Genomic DNA, 16,829 nt, shown 5'->3' with positions numbered 1-16,829 from the left:
CATGACCGCTCAATCCGCTTCCGCGCCGGCGCCCGCCGCCCCCCTGCCCCGACTGCGCCGCGGCGCGCCGGGCCGCCTGCTGGCCAACCCGGCTGCCGTGGCCGGCGCGTTGCTGCTGCTCCTGATCCTGCTGGCCGCGCTGACCGCGCCCTGGGTCTTTCCGCACGACCCGCTCGACATGATGGGGCCGCCCATCCTGTGGCCCGGACAGGACCACGAGTTCTGGCTGGGCACCGACACCATGGGCCGTGACGTGGCCGCCGGCCTGGCCCATGGCGCGCGCGTGTCGCTGACGGTGGGCGTCACCGCGGCATTGTTGAGCCTGGTGATCGGCATCGCCATCGGCGCGGCGGCCGGTTATTTCGGCGGCTGGGTCGACGTGGCGCTGATGCGCGTGACCGAGCTGCTGCAGACCATTCCCGCCTTCTTGCTGGTGGTGGTCATCGTGGCGATCGCGCGGCCCTCGGTGACCGTGATCGCGTTGTCGATCGGCGTGGCCTCCTGGCCGGTGGTGGCACGGCTGGTACGGGCCGAATTCCGCACCCTGCGCGAATCCGAATTCGTGCAGGCGGCGCGCAGCCTGGGCTTCAGCCATGCCCGCATCGCGCTGCGCGAGATCCTGCCGAACGCGCTGCCGCCGGTGATCGTGACGACCTCGGTGTTGGTGGCCAACGCCATCCTGATGGAATCGGCGCTGTCCTTCATGAACATGGGCGATCCCAACGCCGTGTCGTGGGGCAGCATGATCGGCGACGCCCGCGAGATGCTGCGCACCGCCTGGTACCTGGCGGCGCTGCCGGGCGTGTCCATCATCCTGACGGTGCTGTCGCTGAACCTGCTGGGCGACGCGCTGAACGACGCGTTCAACCCCCGGCTGTCGCGCTGAAGCCCGGCCGGCCTGCCGCTCCCATGCGGCAGGAAACGGAAGTAGACAAACTTTTCTAGAACATTTATTCTAGATCGGCCTTTTGTCGACTTCCTTTTCTTCATGACCTCCAACCCACCCGCCGGCGCCAAGCCGACCAGCGCCGAACTCGACGTATTGCAGGCGCTCTGGGAAACCGGCCCCGCCACCGTCAAGCAGGTCCACGCCGCGATGGCGGCCGGGCGCGACAGCCTGACCTACGCCAACGTGCTGCGGCTGATGCAGATCATGCACGGCAAGGGCCTGCTCACGCGCGATGAAAGCGAACGTTCGCACGTCTATGCCGCCGCCCAGAGCCAGAAGGCGACGCAGGGCGGGCTGGTCAAGGACCTGATCGGCAAGGCGTTCGCCGGCTCGGGCAAGGCGCTGGTGCTGGCCGCCCTGCGCGAAGGCCACGTCAGCAAGAAAGAGCGCGCGGAAATCGAAGCCCTGCTGCGCGACGGCAAGCTGTGACCGACTTCCTGCTCGCCACGGCCTGGACCCTCGGCGGCAGCCTGCCGGCGGTGGCCTGGAAAATCCTGTGCCTGCACGCCGCCACGCTGGCGCTGCTGGCGCTGACGCGTCCCGGCGATGCCCGGCTGCGCTATGCGCTGCTGGCCGCGGCGTTGTTCGCCGGCGTGGGCATCGGCGTGACCGACGTGGCGTTGGCCTGGCGCGGCCTGCCGGCGCCTCTGCCCGCCGCGGCCGCGTCAGCGGCGGATGCGGCCGCCACGGCCTGGCCGCTGTGGCTGGCGCTGGCCTGGCTGGCCGGCAGCGCGCTCGCGGCGCTGCGGGTGCTGCTGGGACTGGGCTGGCTGCGCGGCGTGCTGCGCGCCAGCGAACCCTGGAACGATCCCGCCTGGCAGGTGCGCGTGGCGGACATGGCGCGCCGCCTGCGGCTGTCGCGCACGGTCGGCCTGCGGGTGGTGCGCCACCTGTCCACGCCGGTCACCGCCGGCTGGCTCAAGCCGGTGATCCTGGTGCCGGCCTCGCTCGTCACCGGCATGCCAGCGGACCTGCTGGCCGCGCTGCTGGCGCATGAGCTGGCCCACGTGCGGCGCCACGACTATCTGGTCAACCTGCTGCAGCATGCGGCCGAGGTGCTGCTGTTCTTCCATCCGTCGATCTGGTGGCTGTCGCGCCGCCTGCGGATCGAACGCGAACGCATCGCCGACCAGATGGCCGCGGCCCTGATCGGTGGCCCCATGCCGCTGGCGCGCGCGCTGCACGCCCTGGAAAACGCCGGCGCTGGCGCGCCGGTGCCGGTGGCGCCCGGCGCCCGCGACGGTGAATTGCTCGACCGCATCCGCCGCCTGGTGCGCCCCGATACGCTGCGCGCCCGGCGCGCGGTGGCCCTGCCGGTGCTGGCGCTGTCCTGCGCGCTGGCGGGCTTCGGCGCCTGGTCGGCGCTGACGGCCGGACCGCCGCAGCCGCTCTCCGCCCAGGAAACGCAACGCCTGCTGGCGCGGCTGCCGGGCGTCCAGGCGCTGATCGAGGCCAGCGGCGCCGCGCACGTGCTGTTGCTGGACAGCCGCTCGGGCGCCACGCTGCTTGGCCGCGCCGAACACGACGCCGTGCCGATCGCCTCGCTGACCAAACTGATGACCGCCATGGTGGTGCTGGACGCGGCGCCCGACCTGTCGCGCCCCATCCGCATCGACGAGCGCGATGCGCGCGCCACCGCCACCGGCGCCGCGTCGCCGCTGCCGGTCGGCGCCAGCGTGACGCTGGACACGCTGCTCAAGCTGGCGCTGATGGCGTCGGACAACCGCGCCGCCCACGCGCTGGCGCGCACCTACCCGGGCGGCGAGGCGGCCTTCGCCCAGGCCCTGCAACGCAAAACCGTCGCGCTGCGCCTGGAACACACCTCGCTGGAAGAACCGACCGGCCTGTCGAATGCCAATCGCGCCAGCGCCGCCGACATCGGCCGCATCGTCGGCGCGGCGGCGGCCTATCCGCAGATCGCCCGCGACACCACCGCGCTCGCCGAAACGGTCGACACGGCCGGCAACCAGCTCCGCTACCACAACACCAATCCGCTGGTCGGCGCGCAGGGCTGGGACATCCGCCTGTCCAAGACCGGCACCTCGACCGATGCCGGGCGCTGCCTGGCCATGCGCATCCACATCGACGACCGCGACCTGACGCTGGTCCTGCTCAACGGCCACCCCGATCGCGCCTGAGCGTCCTTCCCCGTTTTTCCCCACCACGCTTCATCGATCATGACCGTTCGCCTCTTTTCGACCGCTCTCGGCGCGGCCCTTTCCCTGTCCGCGCTGGCCGGCGCCCCCGCCCAGGCGGCCGTCCTGTGCACCGTGGTGGCCGACGCCGCCAACGGCCGCATCGTGTACCAGCAGGGCACGCAACAAGCCTGCGCCGCGCGCTACACGCCGGCCTCGACCTTCAAGCTGCCCATCGCCCTGATGGGCGCGGACGCCGGCATCCTGACAGGCCCGCACGCGCCGGTCTGGAACTACCAGCCCGGCTACCCCGACTGGGGCGGCGACGCCTGGCGCCAGCCCACGGATCCGGCGCGCTGGATCAAGTATTCGGTGGTCTGGTATTCGCAGCTGACCGCCCGGGCGCTGGGGCAGGAGCGCTTCCAGCGCTATGCCTCGGCCTTCCATTACGGCAACGAGGACGTCTCGGGCGAACCCGGCAAGCACAACGGCCTGGACGGCGCATGGATCAACTCGTCGCTGCGGATTTCTCCGTTGGAACAACTGGCGTTCTTGCGCAAGCTGGTCAACCGGCAATTGCCGGTCAAGGCGGCGGCCTACGACCTGGCCGAGAACCTGTTCGAGGTCGGCGAAGCCGGCGGCTGGCACCTGTATGGCAAGACCGGCACCGGCTCGCCTGGCAGCAACGGCGTCTACACGGCGGCCAACGCCTACGGCTGGTTCGTCGGCTGGGCGCGCAAGGACGGCCGCCAGCTGGTGTTCGCCCGCCTGGTGCAGGACGAGCAGGCCACCAAGCCCAACGCCGGCCTGCGCGCCCGCGACGACCTGATGCGCGACTGGCCCGCCATGGCCGACGCGCCGCGCAAATAAGGCGGCGCCGACCATGAACGCCGAGACGCGCGATGACGGCATCGACACCCTGCGCGGACTGTCGATCCTGCTGGTGCTGCTGCACCACTTCAATATCGCCTATCCGCTGCGCGACACGTTGCTGGCCGGCCTGCCCGGCTGGCCGCTGCCGCAGGCCATCGCGCGCAACGGCAACTACGGCGTGACGATCTTCTTCGTGATCTCGGGGTTTCTGATCACCCGCAACGCGCTCGAGCGCTGGGGCCGGCTGGACGCCATCCGGCCGGCGTCGTTCTGGCTGCTGCGCCTGGCGCGGATCCTGCCCACGCTGGCGCTGACGCTGCTGGCGGTCGACGCGCTGGCGCTGGCCGGCCTGCCGCTGTTCGGCAACCGCGCGGACAGCGGGGTCTCGCTCTGGACCACCAACGCCGCTGCGCTCGGCGCGTGGATGAACGTGCTGGTCATCCGCGCGGGCTGGATCAACTATGCCCTGGGCGTGATGTGGTCGCTGTCGGTCGAGATGGCCTTCTACCTGCTGTTTCCGCTGGCCTGCGCGTGGCTGCGGCGCGACGCGCGGCTGCTGGCGCTGGCGGCACTGCTGATCGTGGCCGGCCCGCTCTACCGCCTTGCCAGCCAGGGCGACGGCGAAGCGTACCTCTATGGCTATCTCGCCTGTTTCGACGCCATCGCCATCGGCTGCTGCGCGGCGATGCTGTCGCGGCGGCGGCCCTGGCCGGCGCTGCAAGGCCCGCTGGTGCGGCCGCTGGCGGCCATCACCATGGCCACGCTGTACCTGGCCTGGCCGATCAGCCAGAGCAACGTGCTGGGCGTCAGCGCGATGGCGCTGGGAACGGCGCTGCTGCTGCTCGGGGGAACAACGGCGCAACAGGCGCCGCCCGGGCTGGCGCGCCGCCTGTTGCGGCGCTGCGGCCGCGACTGCTACGAGATCTACCTGCTGCACCTGCTGGTGCTTGGGCTGCTGCGCGCCTGGCTGCCGCCGGCGCAATTCACCGGAGACGAGAGGCTCGGCCTGCTGCTGGCCTATTTCATCGGCGCGTGCCTGCTGGGCGCGTGGGTGGCGCGCGGCTATTCCACGCCGTTGAACCGTGCGCTACGACGAAGGTTCGGGGTGGAGCGCGGCGGGCCGCGCTAGCCAATGGCGCGCGCAGGATCAGCTACCGATGAGAAAAAACCCCCAATGATTCAATAATCGTTGTATTATCGAATCATGAATGAAGATCATGTCGTCTCCGCCCTCGGCGCCCTCGCCCATCCGCAACGCTTGCGCACCTTCCGCGCGCTGGTCGTGGCCGGCCTGCCCGGCCTCACGCCCAGCGTGCTGGCCGAGCAGCTCGGCGTGGCCCGCAACGCGCTCTCCTTCCACTTGAAGGAGCTGGCCCACGCAGGCCTGGTGACGGTCGAACAACAGGGCCGCAACCTGATCTACCGCGCCGACTACGCCCGCATGAACGGCCTGCTCGGCTATCTCACCGAACACTGCTGCCAGGGCGAACCCTGCGAAGTGAACGCCCCCGGCGCCTGCACCACCTGCTGAACTGGAGTTATCCCCATGTCATCCCGCCCCTTCAACGTGCTGTTCCTCTGCACGGGCAACTCGGCCCGCTCGATCCTGGCAGAGGGGCTGCTCAACGGCCTGGCCGGCGACCGCTTCCGCGCGTATTCCGCCGGCAGCACGCCCAAGGGCGAGGTCCATCCGCTCGCGCTGGCCACGCTCGTCTCGTATTCGCTGCCGGTCGACGGCTACCGCAGCAAAAGCTGGGATGAATTCGCCGCGCCCGACGCGCCGCGGATGGATTTCATCATCACGGTCTGCGACAACGCCGCCGGCGAGGTCTGCCCCTTCTGGCCCGGACATCCGTTGACCGCGCACTGGGGCGTGCCGGACCCGGCCGGCCATGCAGGCAACGAGGCGGAGCGCGCCAAGGCGTTCCATGACGCGGCGCGCATGCTCAAGCGCCGCATCGAACTGTTCCTGTCGCTGCCGCACGACAAGCTCGACGCCCTGTCGTTGCAGGCCGAACTGCGCGGCATCGGCAATACGCGGGAGTAGACCGATGACGTCGCAAACGCAGTCGGCGCCCGCCTCGCGGCGCGCGCCCGGGTTGAGCCTGTTCGAACGCTATCTCACGCTGTGGGTCCTGCTCTGCATCGTGCTGGGCATCACGCTGGGCCAATTGCTGCCCGCGCCGTTCCAGGCCATCGGACGGCTCGAGTTCGCGCGGGTCAACCTGCCGGTGGGCCTGCTGATCTGGGTGATGATCATCCCCATGCTGTTGAAGGTCGACTTCGCGGCGATGGGCCAGGTCGGCCGCCATTGGCGCGGCATCGGCGTGACGCTGTTCATCAACTGGGCGGTCAAGCCGTTCTCGATGGCCTTCCTGGGCTGGCTGTTCATCCGCCAGGTGTTCGCGCCCTGGCTGCCGGCCGAGCAGCTGGACAGCTACATCGCCGGCCTGATCCTGCTGGCCGCGGCGCCCTGCACCGCGATGGTGTTCGTCTGGAGCCGGCTCACCGGCGGCGACGCCCTGTTCACGCTGTCGCAGGTGGCGCTCAACGACGCCATCATGGTGTTCGCCTTCGCCCCCGTGGTGGGCCTGCTGCTGGGCCTGTCGTCCATCACCGTGCCGTGGGACACGTTGCTGGTATCGGTGGGGCTGTACATCGTGATTCCCGTGATCCTGGCGCAACTGTGGCGCCGCGCGCTGCTGCGCCGCGGGGCGGCCGTCTTCGATGCCGCGCTGGCGCGGATCGGCCCATTCTCCATGGCGGCGCTGCTGCTGACGCTGGTGCTGCTGTTCGCCTTCCAGGGCCAGGCGATCCTCGGCCAACCGCTGGTGATCGCCATGCTGGCGGTGCCGATCCTGATCCAGGTGCTGTTCAACTCGGGACTCGCGTACTGGCTAAACCGCAAGGTCGGCGAGCGCCACAGCATCGCCTGCCCGTCGGCCCTGATCGGCGCCTCCAATTTCTTCGAACTGGCCGTGGCCGCGGCCATCAGCCTGTTCGGCTTCCAGTCGGGCGCGGCGCTGGCCACGGTGGTGGGCGTGCTGATCGAGGTGCCGGTGATGCTGCTGGTGGTGCGGGTCGTCAACCGCAGCAAGGGCTGGTACGACGCCGGCCTGGCGCGCCATTGACCCGCCCCTTTTCACTCGGAGACATTGCTTGACCGACCTGACCAACCTCGATGCCGCCCTGTTCGCGCGGCCGGACGCCGCCGCGCTGTTCGACCCCGTCCGCGCGCGCCATGCGCCGCGCTTCCTGCTGTTGTACGGCTCGCTGCGCGAACGCTCCTACAGCCGGCTGGCCGCCGAGGAAGCCGCGCGCCTGCTGCAAGCCCTGGGTGGCGAGACGCGGCTCTTCGATCCGACCGGCCTGCCGCTGGTCGACGCCCCCGGCAGCGCCGACCATCCGAAGGTCCGCGAGCTGCAGGCGCTGGTGCAATGGGCCGAGGGCATGGTGTGGAGTTCGCCGGAGCGCCACGGCGCCATGACCGGACTGATGAAGACGCAGATCGACTGGATTCCGCTGTCGGTGGGCGCGGTGCGCCCGACGCAGGGCAAGACGCTGGCCGTCATGCAAGTATCCGGCGGCTCGCAGTCCTTCAACGCCGTCAACCAGATGCGGATCCTGGGACGCTGGATGCGCATGCTGACCATTCCCAACCAGTCGTCGGTGGCCAAGGCGCACCAGGAATTCGACGACGCCGGCCGCATGAAGCCGTCGCCCTACTACGACCGCATCGTCGACGTGATCGAGGAATTGATGAAGTTCACGCTGCTCACGCGCGACGTGGCCCCGTACCTGACCGACCGCTACAGCGAACGCAAGGGAAGCGCCCGGGCGTTGTCGACGTGGAACGAATCGCGCGCCAGGGCCGAATAGAATGACGGCATCCTTGCCGCCACTCGCCCCCATGACGCAACCGCCCGAACCCTACCTGCCCCGCCACATCGAACCGCTTGGCACCTGGCGCCTTGCCGGCCATGCCATCAAGGCTTATGGCATCCATCACGCGCCGGCGCAGGCGGCCCCGCTGCTCACGGACGCCATCGCCACGGCCGCGCGCGCCGCGGTCGGCGCGGCGCTGGAAGAACAGGCGCAAGACCCGCGCGGCCATGGCCTCGGCTTCTGCATGGTGCACGTGGGCCAGGAAGCCGTCTGGCTGCTGGTCGATTGGTGGATCACCGGCGGCATCGTGTGCCAGCGCATGCTGTCGGCGCCCCTGGCCCGGCCCGAAGCCTTCACGCCGGTCACCGCCCCGGCGCTGGCCTGCGTCTGGGAGCTGGTGGTGACCGCCCACGAGCGCGATGCCTGGGTGCGGCACATGCTGACGGCGCGGCCCGATGCGCCGGCGTATCTCGCGGACGCGCTTCCGCCGGGCCGCTATTGAACCGTCCCCAACCTGGGTGAACGGGCCGGGATTCCCGCCCCAAGCGTCCAAATGTAATATTCCCGCCAAGGCCGGGAATAAACCCGACCGTCAGTCGTCTTACGGCAACCCTGTACCCGTGAAAGGCTTGTTTCCCCATGACTGGCGGCTTTACCGACGATGATCTGCGCGAGGTGCTGCCGCGGCTGCGCCGCTTCGCGCTGTCGCTGACCCACGACGTGGCCAACGCCGACGACCTGGTGCAGTCGTGCATGGAGCGCGCGCTGTCGCGGGCCGGCGGCCGGCGCGCCGACGGCGATCTGCGCGCCTGGCTGTTCTCGATCCTGTACCGGTGCTTCCTGGACAGCCAGCGGCGCGGCAAGCGCTATGCCCGCATCCTCGACTTCTTCAGCGGCGCGCCCGAGCCGGTGGCGCCGTCGGCCGAGGACGTGGCCCTGGCGCGCGCCGCGCTGGGCGACCTGGCGCGCCTGTCCACCGACCAGCAGAGCCTGCTGCTGCTGGTGTCGGTGGAAGGCCTGGGTTACCAGGAAGCCGCCGACGTGCTCGATATTCCCATTGGTACGGTAATGTCCCGGCTGTCCCGCGCGCGCAAGGCGCTGCGCGATATCACGGAAGGCCACGTGGCCGCCAAGCCTGCCCTGCGATTGATGAAATGACCATGCCGACTCCCAGCGATCAAGAACTGCATGCCTACGCCGATGGCCAGCTGGACGCCGACCGCCGCCGCGAGGTCGAGCGCTACCTGGCCGACCACCCCGACGCCGCCCGCGAGGTCGACGCGATCCGCCAGCAGACCGACGGCCTGCGCCGCCAGCACGCCGACCTGGGCCGTTTCGTGGCGCCGCCGCGGCTGGACCCGGCGCAGATCCGCCTGGCCCAGGCGGCCCGCCGGCGCCGCGCCATGGCGCTGGCCGCCTCGCTGGTGCTGATGCTGGGCCTGGGCAGCGTGGGCGGCTGGCAGGTCCGCGACGCCGCCATCCGCGCCAACTACCTGCCCATGGCCGACGCGGTGCAGGCCTACCGCATGTTCGCCTCGGACGCGGCGCCGTCGATGGTCGACTTCCGTTCCAGCCAGCCGGCCGAGCTGCAGGCCTGGCTGAACCGGCACTTCGTGCAGCCGGCGCCGTTGCCCGACTTCAACGCTTTCGGCTTCCAGCCGGTGGGCGGACGCCTGATGTCATCGGAGTACGGGCCGGCGGCGATGGTGCTGTACCAGAACCCGGCGGGCGAGTCGGTGCTGTACTACGTGCGCCCGCCCGGCGGCGTGGTCAATTTCGGCGACGGCAAGCGGCGCGACGGCGACCTGACGGCGCAGTACTGGAAACAGGGGCGCTACTTCTACGGCGTGGTCAGTCCGAGCGATACGCCGGCCGCGCGCGCGGTGCAGCAGGCGGTGGCGCCGGACGCCTGAGTCAGCCCGACCAAGCCAGCCAGCCCAGACCGCCGCGCAAGGCCCGACATCCAGCCGCCCCGAACCGGGCGGCTTTTTTTTCATCTCGCGGGAATAAGCCCGCGGCCCGTTCGTCTTACGGCGGACAGGCAGACGCCGGCGACATCGCGCCGGACGCCCCTGGCCTGCATGCCCCTTACCGACCGAGAACCGAAGGACATCCCATGAAGATCAAGCACACTCTCATCGCCGCCGCGCTCGCCCTGGCCGGCGCCGGCCTCGCCCACACCGCGTCGGCCGCCGACGCCGCTCCCATCCGCAACGTCGTGCTGGTGCATGGCGCCTACGCCGACGGCTCGAGCTGGTCGGCCGTGATCGAGCGCTTGCAGAAGGCCGGCCTGCACGTGACCTCGGTGCAGAATCCGCTGACGTCGCTGGCCGACGATGCCGCCGCCACGCAGCGCGCCCTGGCGCTGCAGGACGGCCCGACGATCCTGGTGGGCCATTCGTGGGCCGGCACGGTGATCAGCCAGGCCGGCAACGATCCCAAGGTGGCCGGGCTGGTGTACGTGGCGGCGCGCGCGCCCGACGCCGGTGAAGACTACGGCGCGCTGGCCGCAAAGTTCCCCACGCCGCCGGCCAGCGCCGGTCTGGTCAAGTCCGGCGGCTTCGCGCAATTGAATGAACAGGCCTTCCTGCATGATTTCGCCGGCGACCTCGACCCGGTGCAGGCGCGCGTGCTGTATGCCGAACAGGGCCGGATCTCGGACACGCTGTTCGCCTCGCGCACCACCGAGGCGGCATGGCGCCACAAGCCCACCTGGTACGCGGTCTCGACCAACGACCGCACCACCTCGCCCGAGCTGGAGCGCTTCCTGGCCAAGCGCATGAACGCCCACACCATCGAGCTGGCGTCGGGCCACCTGTCGCTGCTGTCGCATCCCGACGAGATCACCAACCTGATCCTGCAGGCCGCCGGCCGCAAGGGGTGATCCGGCAAGCCCGGCCGCCTTGTGCCGGGCCGCCGCGCGCCGCTCACGGCGCCGGAGGGGCCGCGTCAACGCGGCCCGAACACCTCGGCCAGCTTGGCGGCCTGCGGCATGCCGTTGTACTTCTTGATCGCCCCGGTGTCGTCGCGCACGACGATGCCGGGCGTGCCGCGAAAGCCCAGCGACACCATCAACGCCTGGTTGTCGTCGAGTATCTTGCCGATATTGTCGGGCACGCTCTTGGCCGGGGTGATGCCGCCATTGTTGAACTTGTGCTCGTTCTCGATCAGCGCCGCGGACGGATCGGCCGCGCCCAGGATGGCCGCGGCCTTGGCCGGGCTGTCCTGCCGGATCACGCCCACCAGCACGTGCCGCAGCTGCACCTTGCCGGAGTCCACCCACGGCCGCGCCGCTTCCCAGAACTTGTGGCAATAGGGGCAGTTGGCGTCGCTGAAGGTATAGATGATGCGCGGCGCATCCTTCTTGCCGTCCAGCACCCAGGTCGATTTCTCGAGCTGCGCCCAGGCCTGGTCGCCCATGGGCTTGCTGACCAGCGCTTCCAGCTTGGCGTCGTCCAGCGGCTTGCCCTCGGCGTCCAGGCGGGCGCCGACAATGGCGTTGCCGTCGCGGGTGACGTAGATCGCCACGGGCTGGTCGCCCGCCACGCCGGCGAAGGCGCGCAGGTCGCCGCCAACCTTGAACTCTTCCACCACGCGCAGCCCGCGCCCCTCCAGCGCCTTCAGCACGGCGGGCCGGTCCGGGCCCTGGGCGTGGCTACCGGCGGCCGCCAGCAAGGCGACGACGGCGAAGAGGAAGCGGCTGGGCGCATGCGATCGAATCATGGGGACTCCTGGTTTCTGCTGAAATGGGGCGACGGGCGCGGCCGCCGCCAGCACACAAGGGTTGAATGATACCCACAGCCCTGTCATTTCATCGTACAGAGGCCAGGGCGACGCTACGGCAGCAGCCCGGCCTGCTGCAGACGCCAGCGCGGAATCTCGTATTCATACGAAGCGGCGGCCAGCGTGTCGTATTGCTTGAACCAGGGACCGACATGCCGATCGATGTCGGCCGGCAGCGTGGCCAGCCAGCCCGCCAGGTCGGCGGGCGAGCACAGCTCGACCACCGCGCCGCTGCCCAATGTGGCCTCGGCCACCAGGCCCTGACCCGGCACCAGGCAGGCGCGGCGGTAAAGCCGCCCCTTGTTCCACACGTCGGCCGGCACATAGACCGGCCACTCACGCTCGCAGGGAACCGACACGTACAGCCCCAGCGATACCAGTTGGCGGTTCTCGAACGAATCGCGGTAACGCAGCAGTTCCACGCCCTGCTCCACGCCGTCGGCCAGCGCCCGCCACAGGCAACGCTTGCGCCGCGTCTTCCAGCCCGCGAACGCCGGCTGCGCTCGCAGGGTTTGCATGAACGCCTGCTCGATCGGTTCGAAATCTATCGGCACGCACGACTCCCGTGTTTTTGTTTCGGCGAAACATTCAACACGGTTATGCCACGAGCGGAGCGGCAATTCAAGACGAACGCAACCGGATTTCCGCGCCGCGCGATCACCGGCTCCGCAGATACCCGTCGCGCGTCTGCGGCAGCTTCATGCCCAGGATCGAGGACGCCACCTGGGTCCGCAGGATCTGCGCGGTGCCGCCGGCGATGGTGAACATGCGGGCGTCGCGCACGTGGCGCTCCATCGGCAGGTCGCGGCCATAGCCCGACGAGCCATGCAACTGCAACGCGTCGTTGGTCACCCGTTGCGCCGTCTCGGCGGCCACGATCTTGGCCTGCGCGGCCAGCGAAAGGTCGGGAAAGCCGAAGGTCGCCGGCGTGCCGCTGTTGGCGGCGGCGTGCAGCATGTGGCGCGCGCAATTGAGCTGGATGGCCATGTCCGAGATCATCCATTGCAGCCCCTGGAATTCCGCGATGGGACGGCCGAACTGGTGGCGCTGCCTGACGTAGTCCACCGCTTCCTCGAATGCGCCCTGCGCGATGCCGAGCGCCACGGTGCCGGCGCCGACGCGCTGCGCGTTGTAGGCCTGCATCAGGCCGGCGAAACCGCGCTTGAGGCCCTCGGGCGGCACCACCAGCATCGATTTGGCCACCTTCAGGTCGGTGAAGCGGAGGTAGGTCTCGGGGATGCCCCTGACCCCCATCGCATAGGACCGCTTGGTGACCTCCAGCCCGTCGCGGGCGTCGGCATCATCCTTGATGTGGATGAAGGCGCCAATGCCCAGGTCGACGCCCTCCTCGATCACGCGGGCGAAGATCAGGTGCAGGCGCGACACGCCGCCGCCGGTGATCCAGTACTTCTCGCCGTTGATGAGGTAGTCGTCGCCGTGGCGCACGGCGCGCGTGGTCATCTCGCTGGCGGCGCTGCCCGCCTGCGGCTCCGAGATGCAGATGGCCGGCTTGTCGCCCGCCAGCACGCAGGCCGCGGCGCGCCGCTTCTGCTCGTCGGTGCCGTACTGCATGATGGCGCCGATCGCGCCCATGTTGGCCTCGACCGTGATGCGGCCCATGGTGGCGCAGGCTTTGGCCATCTCCTCGACCACGATGATCGTGTCCTGGTGGCTGCGGCCCTGCCCGCCGTATTCACGCGGGATGGTCATGCCCATGAAGCCGTGCCCGCACAGCTGCCGCACGTTGTTCCACGGATATTGCTCGCTCAGGTCGGTCTGGGCCGCGGTCGGCCTGAACACCTGCTGCGCCAGCTCGCGGGCGCGCTGCCGCAACGCCAACTGTTCCTTCGTTAGTACCACCATGATGACTCCTTGCCACCCTTGAAAAGAAATTTGCCGCGGCACGGACGGTCAGCGCCGCTTGATCCCGGCCGTCAGCCCACCTTGATGTTGGCGCCGCTGGCGACCTGCGCCCAACGCTCGACTTCCGTGCGCGTCAATTGCGCCAGTTCGGCCGGCGAGCCGCCGCCGGCATCCGCGCCCAGCTCCACCCAGCGGGTGACGAACGCCGGGTTGGAGAAGGCCTCGTTGATCGCCTTGTTCAAGGCCGCGACCATGGCCTCGGGCGTCTTGGGCGGCGCGTAGATGCCGTACCAGCTTGTGGCGTCGTAGTTGCGCGCGCCGCTTTCGGCGATGGTCGGCACGTCGGGCAGGCTGGGCGAGCGCTGCGACGAAGTCACCGCGATCGCCCGCACGCTGCCGGCGCGGATGTGCTGGATGGCCGACGGCATCGTCTCGAACATCATGTGCACGTTGCCGGCGATGATGTCGACGATGGCGGGCGCCGAGCCGCGGTACGGCACGTGCATCATCTGCGTGCCCGTGACGCTCTTGAAGTACTCGGCCATGAGATGCTGCATGGTGCCGGCGCCAGGCGTGGCGTAGCTGTACTTTTCCGGGTTGGCCTTGAGCAGCGCCACCAGTTCCGCCACATTGCTGGCGGGCAGGTCCTTGTTGACGATGAGCGCGTGGTTGACGCGCCCCAGGAAGCCCACCGCGGTCATGTCGCGGATGTCGTAGCCCAGCCGTGGATAGACCGACTGCGCGATCGCGTGGTGCACCGCGCCGAACAGGATGGTGTAGCCATCCGGACGCGCCTTGGCCACCGCGTCCGCGCCCAGCGTGCCGCCGGCGCCGCCACGGTTCTCGACGATCACCGATTGGCCCAGCCCGGCCCGCATGGGCTCGGCCAGCTGCCGCGAGAGGATATCCACGGTGCCGCCCGGCGCGTAGGGCGCGACCAGGCGTATCGTCTGCGCGGGATATCCGCTGGCGGCAAGGGCGCGCCCGAACGGCGCGGCGGCGGCAAGCAACAACAACTGTCTCCTGTCCATCTCTGTCTCCTGGTGGACCGGCCCTCGAAGCGGGGCCTGGTTTCTGCTGCAATGGATCTGTGTGGCCGGCGCTCAGGCGGCCCGCTGCGCCCCGTCTCCGTCCCAGTCGCGCAGGATCTCGTCGACGTGCTCGTCCAGTCGCGGCGGCGGACGCCGGTACGACACCGGCGTGGCCGACAGCTTGAGCGGATTCGCCAGCAGGTTCACCGCGCCGTCGCGGGCCCATTCGCAGTCCATCCGCAGATGGGCGCCGCGGGCCCGCACATGGGGATCGTCGAACACGTCGCGCAGGTTGTTGACCGGCCCGCAGGGCACGTTCACCGCCTCCAGGCTGCGCAGCCAGCTGCCGCGCGGCCGGGTGCGCAGCGCCGCCTGCACCCGTTCGCAGACCGCCTCGCGGTGCTGGATGCGGGCGACGTTGGTGCAAAAGCGGCTGTCGCGCGCCACGTCCTCGATCTGCGCCACTTCGCAGAAGCGGCGGAACTGCGCGTCGTTGCCCACCGCCAGGATCATCGGCTCGTCGGCCGTCTCGAACACCTGGTAGGGCACGATATTGGGATGGCCGTTGGCCAGGCGCGCGGGCAGCTTGCCGCTCGCCAGGTAATTGGTGCCCGCGTTCACCAGCCAGGCGATCTGGCTGTCCAGCAGCGAGATGTCGATATGCTGCCCCTGGCCGGTCGCATCGCGGTGGCGCAGCGCGGCCAGGATGCCGACGGCGGCGTACATGCCCGTCATGACGTCGGCGATGCCGACGCCGACCTTCATCGGCGTGCCGTCGGCCTCGCCCGTCAGGCTCATGATGCCGCCCATGCCCTGGATCAGGAAGTCGTAGCCGGCGCGCGTGGCGTAGGGTCCGGTCTGGCCGAAGCCGGTCACCGAGCAGTACACCAGGCGCGGGTAGCGCTCGCGCAGCGCGGCATAGTCCAGGCCGTGGCGGGCCAGCCCGCCGACCTTGTAGTTCTCCACCAGCACGTCGGCCCGCGCCAGCAGGCGGTGCAGCCGCGCGCGCCCGTCGTCGCTGGCGATGTCGATGGCGATCGAACGCTTGTTGCGGTTGGCGCTGAGGTAGTAGGCGCTTTCGTCCGTCTCACGACCGTCTTTGCCGACGATGTAGGGCGGTCCCCATTTGCGCGTATCATCGCCCTCCCCGGGCTTCTCGACCTTGACCACGTCGGCACCCAGGTCGCCCAGCAGCTGGGTGGCGCCGGGACCGGCCAGGATGCGCGAAAGATCGAGGATGCGCACGCCATCGAGCGCGCCGGGGGTCAACGACTGCATGCCTGTCTCCATGAATGATGTCGGGGCAGTCTAGAATTCACCTCGCTCACCTTCAATTGAGATTTTTTTCAAGAGCCGCACATGAAAAACGCATTGATGGCCACGCACCTGCGACTGGTCGGCATGGCCGCGCTGTGGGGCGCGTCGTGGTCGTGGGGCAAGGTGGTGGCCCAATCGATGGCGCCGCTGGCCGCGGCCAGCCTGCGCTTTCTGTTCGCCAGCGTGGTGCTGTTGCTGTGGATGCACCGGGCCTCGGCATTGCGCGACCTGCGCAAGCTGAGCGGCCGCCAGTGGTTCGGTCTGACCGCCGCCGCCCTGGCCGGCGTGTTCGGCTATTCGAGCTTTTTCATGCTGAGCCTGCAGCTGGTGCCGGCCGGCAAGGCCGCCATCGTGGTGACGCTGAATCCCGGCGCCACGCTGCTGCTGGCCGCCATCCTGTTCCGCGAGCACCTGAACCCGGCCATCCTGGCCGGCATGGTGCTGTCGGCCATCGGCGCCTACATCGCCATCAGCGGCGGCTCGAGCGCCGCCCTGCCGGGCACGCTCGGCATCGGTGAACTGCTGCTGCTCGGCTGCGTCGCCTGCTGGGTCGCCTACACCCTGATCGGCCGGCTGGTGCTCAAGGGCGTGGACGCGTTGACCACCACCACGGTCACCACCGTGATCGGCGCGCTGCTGCTGTTGCTCGCCAGCCTCGGCTTCGAAGGCCCCGCCGCCTGGCAGGCGCTCGGCAATGCGCCGCTGAACGCCTGGGGCAGCCTGGCCGCCCTGGCCTTCGGCGCCACCGCCATCGCCTACGCCTGGTACTTCGAGGGCGTGAAGGCGCTGGGCGCCGGCGCGGCCTCCGGCTACATCACGCTGGTGCCGGTGTTCGGCGTGCTGTTCTCCAGCCTGTGGCTGGACGAGGCGACCAGCCCGAGCCTGTTCCTGGGCGCGGCCCTGGCCATTTCCGGCATGGCGCTGATGCACCTGGGCCGGCGCCGCGCGGAGCGGCGCAGCCGGCAGCAGGCGTCCGCCGGCAAGACCTGAGTC

Annotated in this window: 19 protein-coding genes; 14 read left to right on the top strand and 5 right to left on the bottom strand. The window is 69.8% G+C overall.

Annotated features, from left to right (window positions below; all coding sequences use genetic code 11):
* Nucleotide 1: 1 nt before the first annotated feature.
* The 13 genes from AC1HFW_RS25990 (at nucleotide 2) to AC1HFW_RS25930 (ending at nucleotide 10,726) form a co-directional block, all read left to right on the top strand.
* Nucleotides 2–886, top strand: a complete 885-nt coding sequence (locus AC1HFW_RS25990; RefSeq protein WP_479285652.1) for an ABC transporter permease — start codon at nucleotides 2–4, stop codon at nucleotides 884–886.
* Nucleotides 887–988: 102 nt separating this feature from the next.
* A complete protein-coding gene (locus tag AC1HFW_RS25985; RefSeq protein WP_006391195.1) occupies nucleotides 989–1,378 on the top strand; it encodes a BlaI/MecI/CopY family transcriptional regulator in 390 nt (129 codons plus the stop codon).
* Entirely contained in the window at nucleotides 1,375–3,087 is a 1,713-nt protein-coding gene (locus tag AC1HFW_RS25980) for a M56 family metallopeptidase (RefSeq protein WP_479285650.1), read from the top strand. Before AC1HFW_RS25985 ends, AC1HFW_RS25980 begins: the two co-directional genes overlap by 4 nt.
* Before the next feature lie 39 nt (nucleotides 3,088–3,126).
* Nucleotides 3,127–3,954, top strand: a complete 828-nt coding sequence (blaOXA, locus tag AC1HFW_RS25975) for a class D beta-lactamase (protein ID WP_479285649.1) — start codon at nucleotides 3,127–3,129, stop codon at nucleotides 3,952–3,954.
* A gap of 13 nt (nucleotides 3,955–3,967) precedes the next feature.
* The gene (locus AC1HFW_RS25970; RefSeq protein ID WP_479285647.1) at nucleotides 3,968–5,086 is read left to right on the top strand and encodes an acyltransferase family protein; all 1,119 of its coding nucleotides are present in this window, start codon (nucleotides 3,968–3,970) and stop codon (nucleotides 5,084–5,086) included.
* A gap of 75 nt (nucleotides 5,087–5,161) precedes the next feature.
* The gene (locus AC1HFW_RS25965; RefSeq protein ID WP_006391200.1) at nucleotides 5,162–5,488 is read left to right on the top strand and encodes an ArsR/SmtB family transcription factor; all 327 of its coding nucleotides are present in this window, start codon (nucleotides 5,162–5,164) and stop codon (nucleotides 5,486–5,488) included.
* A 15-nt stretch (nucleotides 5,489–5,503) separates the two neighbouring features.
* On the top strand, nucleotides 5,504–6,004 hold the full coding sequence (locus tag AC1HFW_RS25960; protein WP_479285646.1) for an arsenate reductase ArsC: 501 nt from the start codon (nucleotides 5,504–5,506) through the stop codon (nucleotides 6,002–6,004).
* Nucleotides 6,005–6,008: 4 nt separating this feature from the next.
* Nucleotides 6,009–7,088 (top strand): ACR3 family arsenite efflux transporter, encoded by a 1,080-nt coding sequence (gene arsB, locus AC1HFW_RS25955; RefSeq protein WP_479285645.1) that lies wholly within the window; start codon nucleotides 6,009–6,011, stop codon nucleotides 7,086–7,088.
* Between the two features lie 28 nt (nucleotides 7,089–7,116).
* Nucleotides 7,117–7,836: an arsenical resistance protein ArsH gene (gene arsH / locus AC1HFW_RS25950; protein WP_479285644.1), complete on the top strand. Its 720-nt coding sequence runs from the start codon at nucleotides 7,117–7,119 to the stop codon at nucleotides 7,834–7,836.
* 31 nt (nucleotides 7,837–7,867) lie between these two features.
* Nucleotides 7,868–8,344 carry a hypothetical protein gene (locus tag AC1HFW_RS25945; RefSeq protein WP_116519725.1) on the top strand — a complete coding sequence of 159 codons (477 nt, stop codon included), beginning with the start codon at nucleotides 7,868–7,870 and terminating at the stop codon, nucleotides 8,342–8,344.
* A gap of 137 nt (nucleotides 8,345–8,481) precedes the next feature.
* Nucleotides 8,482–9,000, top strand: coding sequence for a sigma-70 family RNA polymerase sigma factor (locus AC1HFW_RS25940; protein WP_006391205.1), 519 nt, complete (start codon nucleotides 8,482–8,484; stop codon nucleotides 8,998–9,000).
* Nucleotides 9,001–9,002: 2 nt separating this feature from the next.
* Complete coding sequence (locus tag AC1HFW_RS25935) at nucleotides 9,003–9,755, top strand: anti-sigma factor family protein (RefSeq protein WP_225856558.1); 753 nt, start codon at nucleotides 9,003–9,005, stop codon at nucleotides 9,753–9,755.
* A gap of 203 nt (nucleotides 9,756–9,958) precedes the next feature.
* Nucleotides 9,959–10,726 (top strand): alpha/beta fold hydrolase, encoded by a 768-nt coding sequence (locus AC1HFW_RS25930; RefSeq protein ID WP_061073412.1) that lies wholly within the window; start codon nucleotides 9,959–9,961, stop codon nucleotides 10,724–10,726.
* A 65-nt stretch (nucleotides 10,727–10,791) separates the two neighbouring features.
* Here the strand turns inward: AC1HFW_RS25930 and dsbG are convergent, their stop codons facing one another.
* The 5 genes from dsbG to AC1HFW_RS25905 form a co-directional block, all read right to left on the bottom strand.
* Nucleotides 10,792–11,565, bottom strand: coding sequence for a thiol:disulfide interchange protein DsbG (dsbG, locus tag AC1HFW_RS25925; RefSeq protein WP_479285642.1), 774 nt, complete (start codon nucleotides 11,563–11,565; stop codon nucleotides 10,792–10,794).
* 113 nt (nucleotides 11,566–11,678) lie between these two features.
* A complete protein-coding gene (locus AC1HFW_RS25920) occupies nucleotides 11,679–12,143 on the bottom strand; it encodes a hypothetical protein (protein ID WP_479285640.1) in 465 nt (154 codons plus the stop codon).
* Between the two features lie 139 nt (nucleotides 12,144–12,282).
* Complete coding sequence (acdA, locus tag AC1HFW_RS25915; protein WP_479285639.1) at nucleotides 12,283–13,488, bottom strand: 3-sulfinopropanoyl-CoA desulfinase; 1,206 nt, start codon at nucleotides 13,486–13,488, stop codon at nucleotides 12,283–12,285.
* A gap of 71 nt (nucleotides 13,489–13,559) precedes the next feature.
* Complete coding sequence (locus AC1HFW_RS25910) at nucleotides 13,560–14,519, bottom strand: Bug family tripartite tricarboxylate transporter substrate binding protein (RefSeq protein WP_479285637.1); 960 nt, start codon at nucleotides 14,517–14,519, stop codon at nucleotides 13,560–13,562.
* 72 nt (nucleotides 14,520–14,591) lie between these two features.
* Complete coding sequence (locus tag AC1HFW_RS25905; protein ID WP_479285635.1) at nucleotides 14,592–15,797, bottom strand: CaiB/BaiF CoA transferase family protein; 1,206 nt, start codon at nucleotides 15,795–15,797, stop codon at nucleotides 14,592–14,594.
* A gap of 81 nt (nucleotides 15,798–15,878) precedes the next feature.
* Between AC1HFW_RS25905 and AC1HFW_RS25900 the strand changes: the two genes are divergently transcribed.
* Nucleotides 15,879–16,826, top strand: a complete 948-nt coding sequence (locus AC1HFW_RS25900) for a DMT family transporter (RefSeq protein ID WP_035359496.1) — start codon at nucleotides 15,879–15,881, stop codon at nucleotides 16,824–16,826.
* Nucleotides 16,827–16,829 lie beyond the last annotated feature (3 nt).

The sequence above is a fragment of the Achromobacter sp. ISS7 genome, from assembly GCF_056523125.1.
The sequence above is the reverse complement of the archived record's forward strand: the minus strand, read 5'-3'. Positions and strand labels throughout refer to the sequence as shown.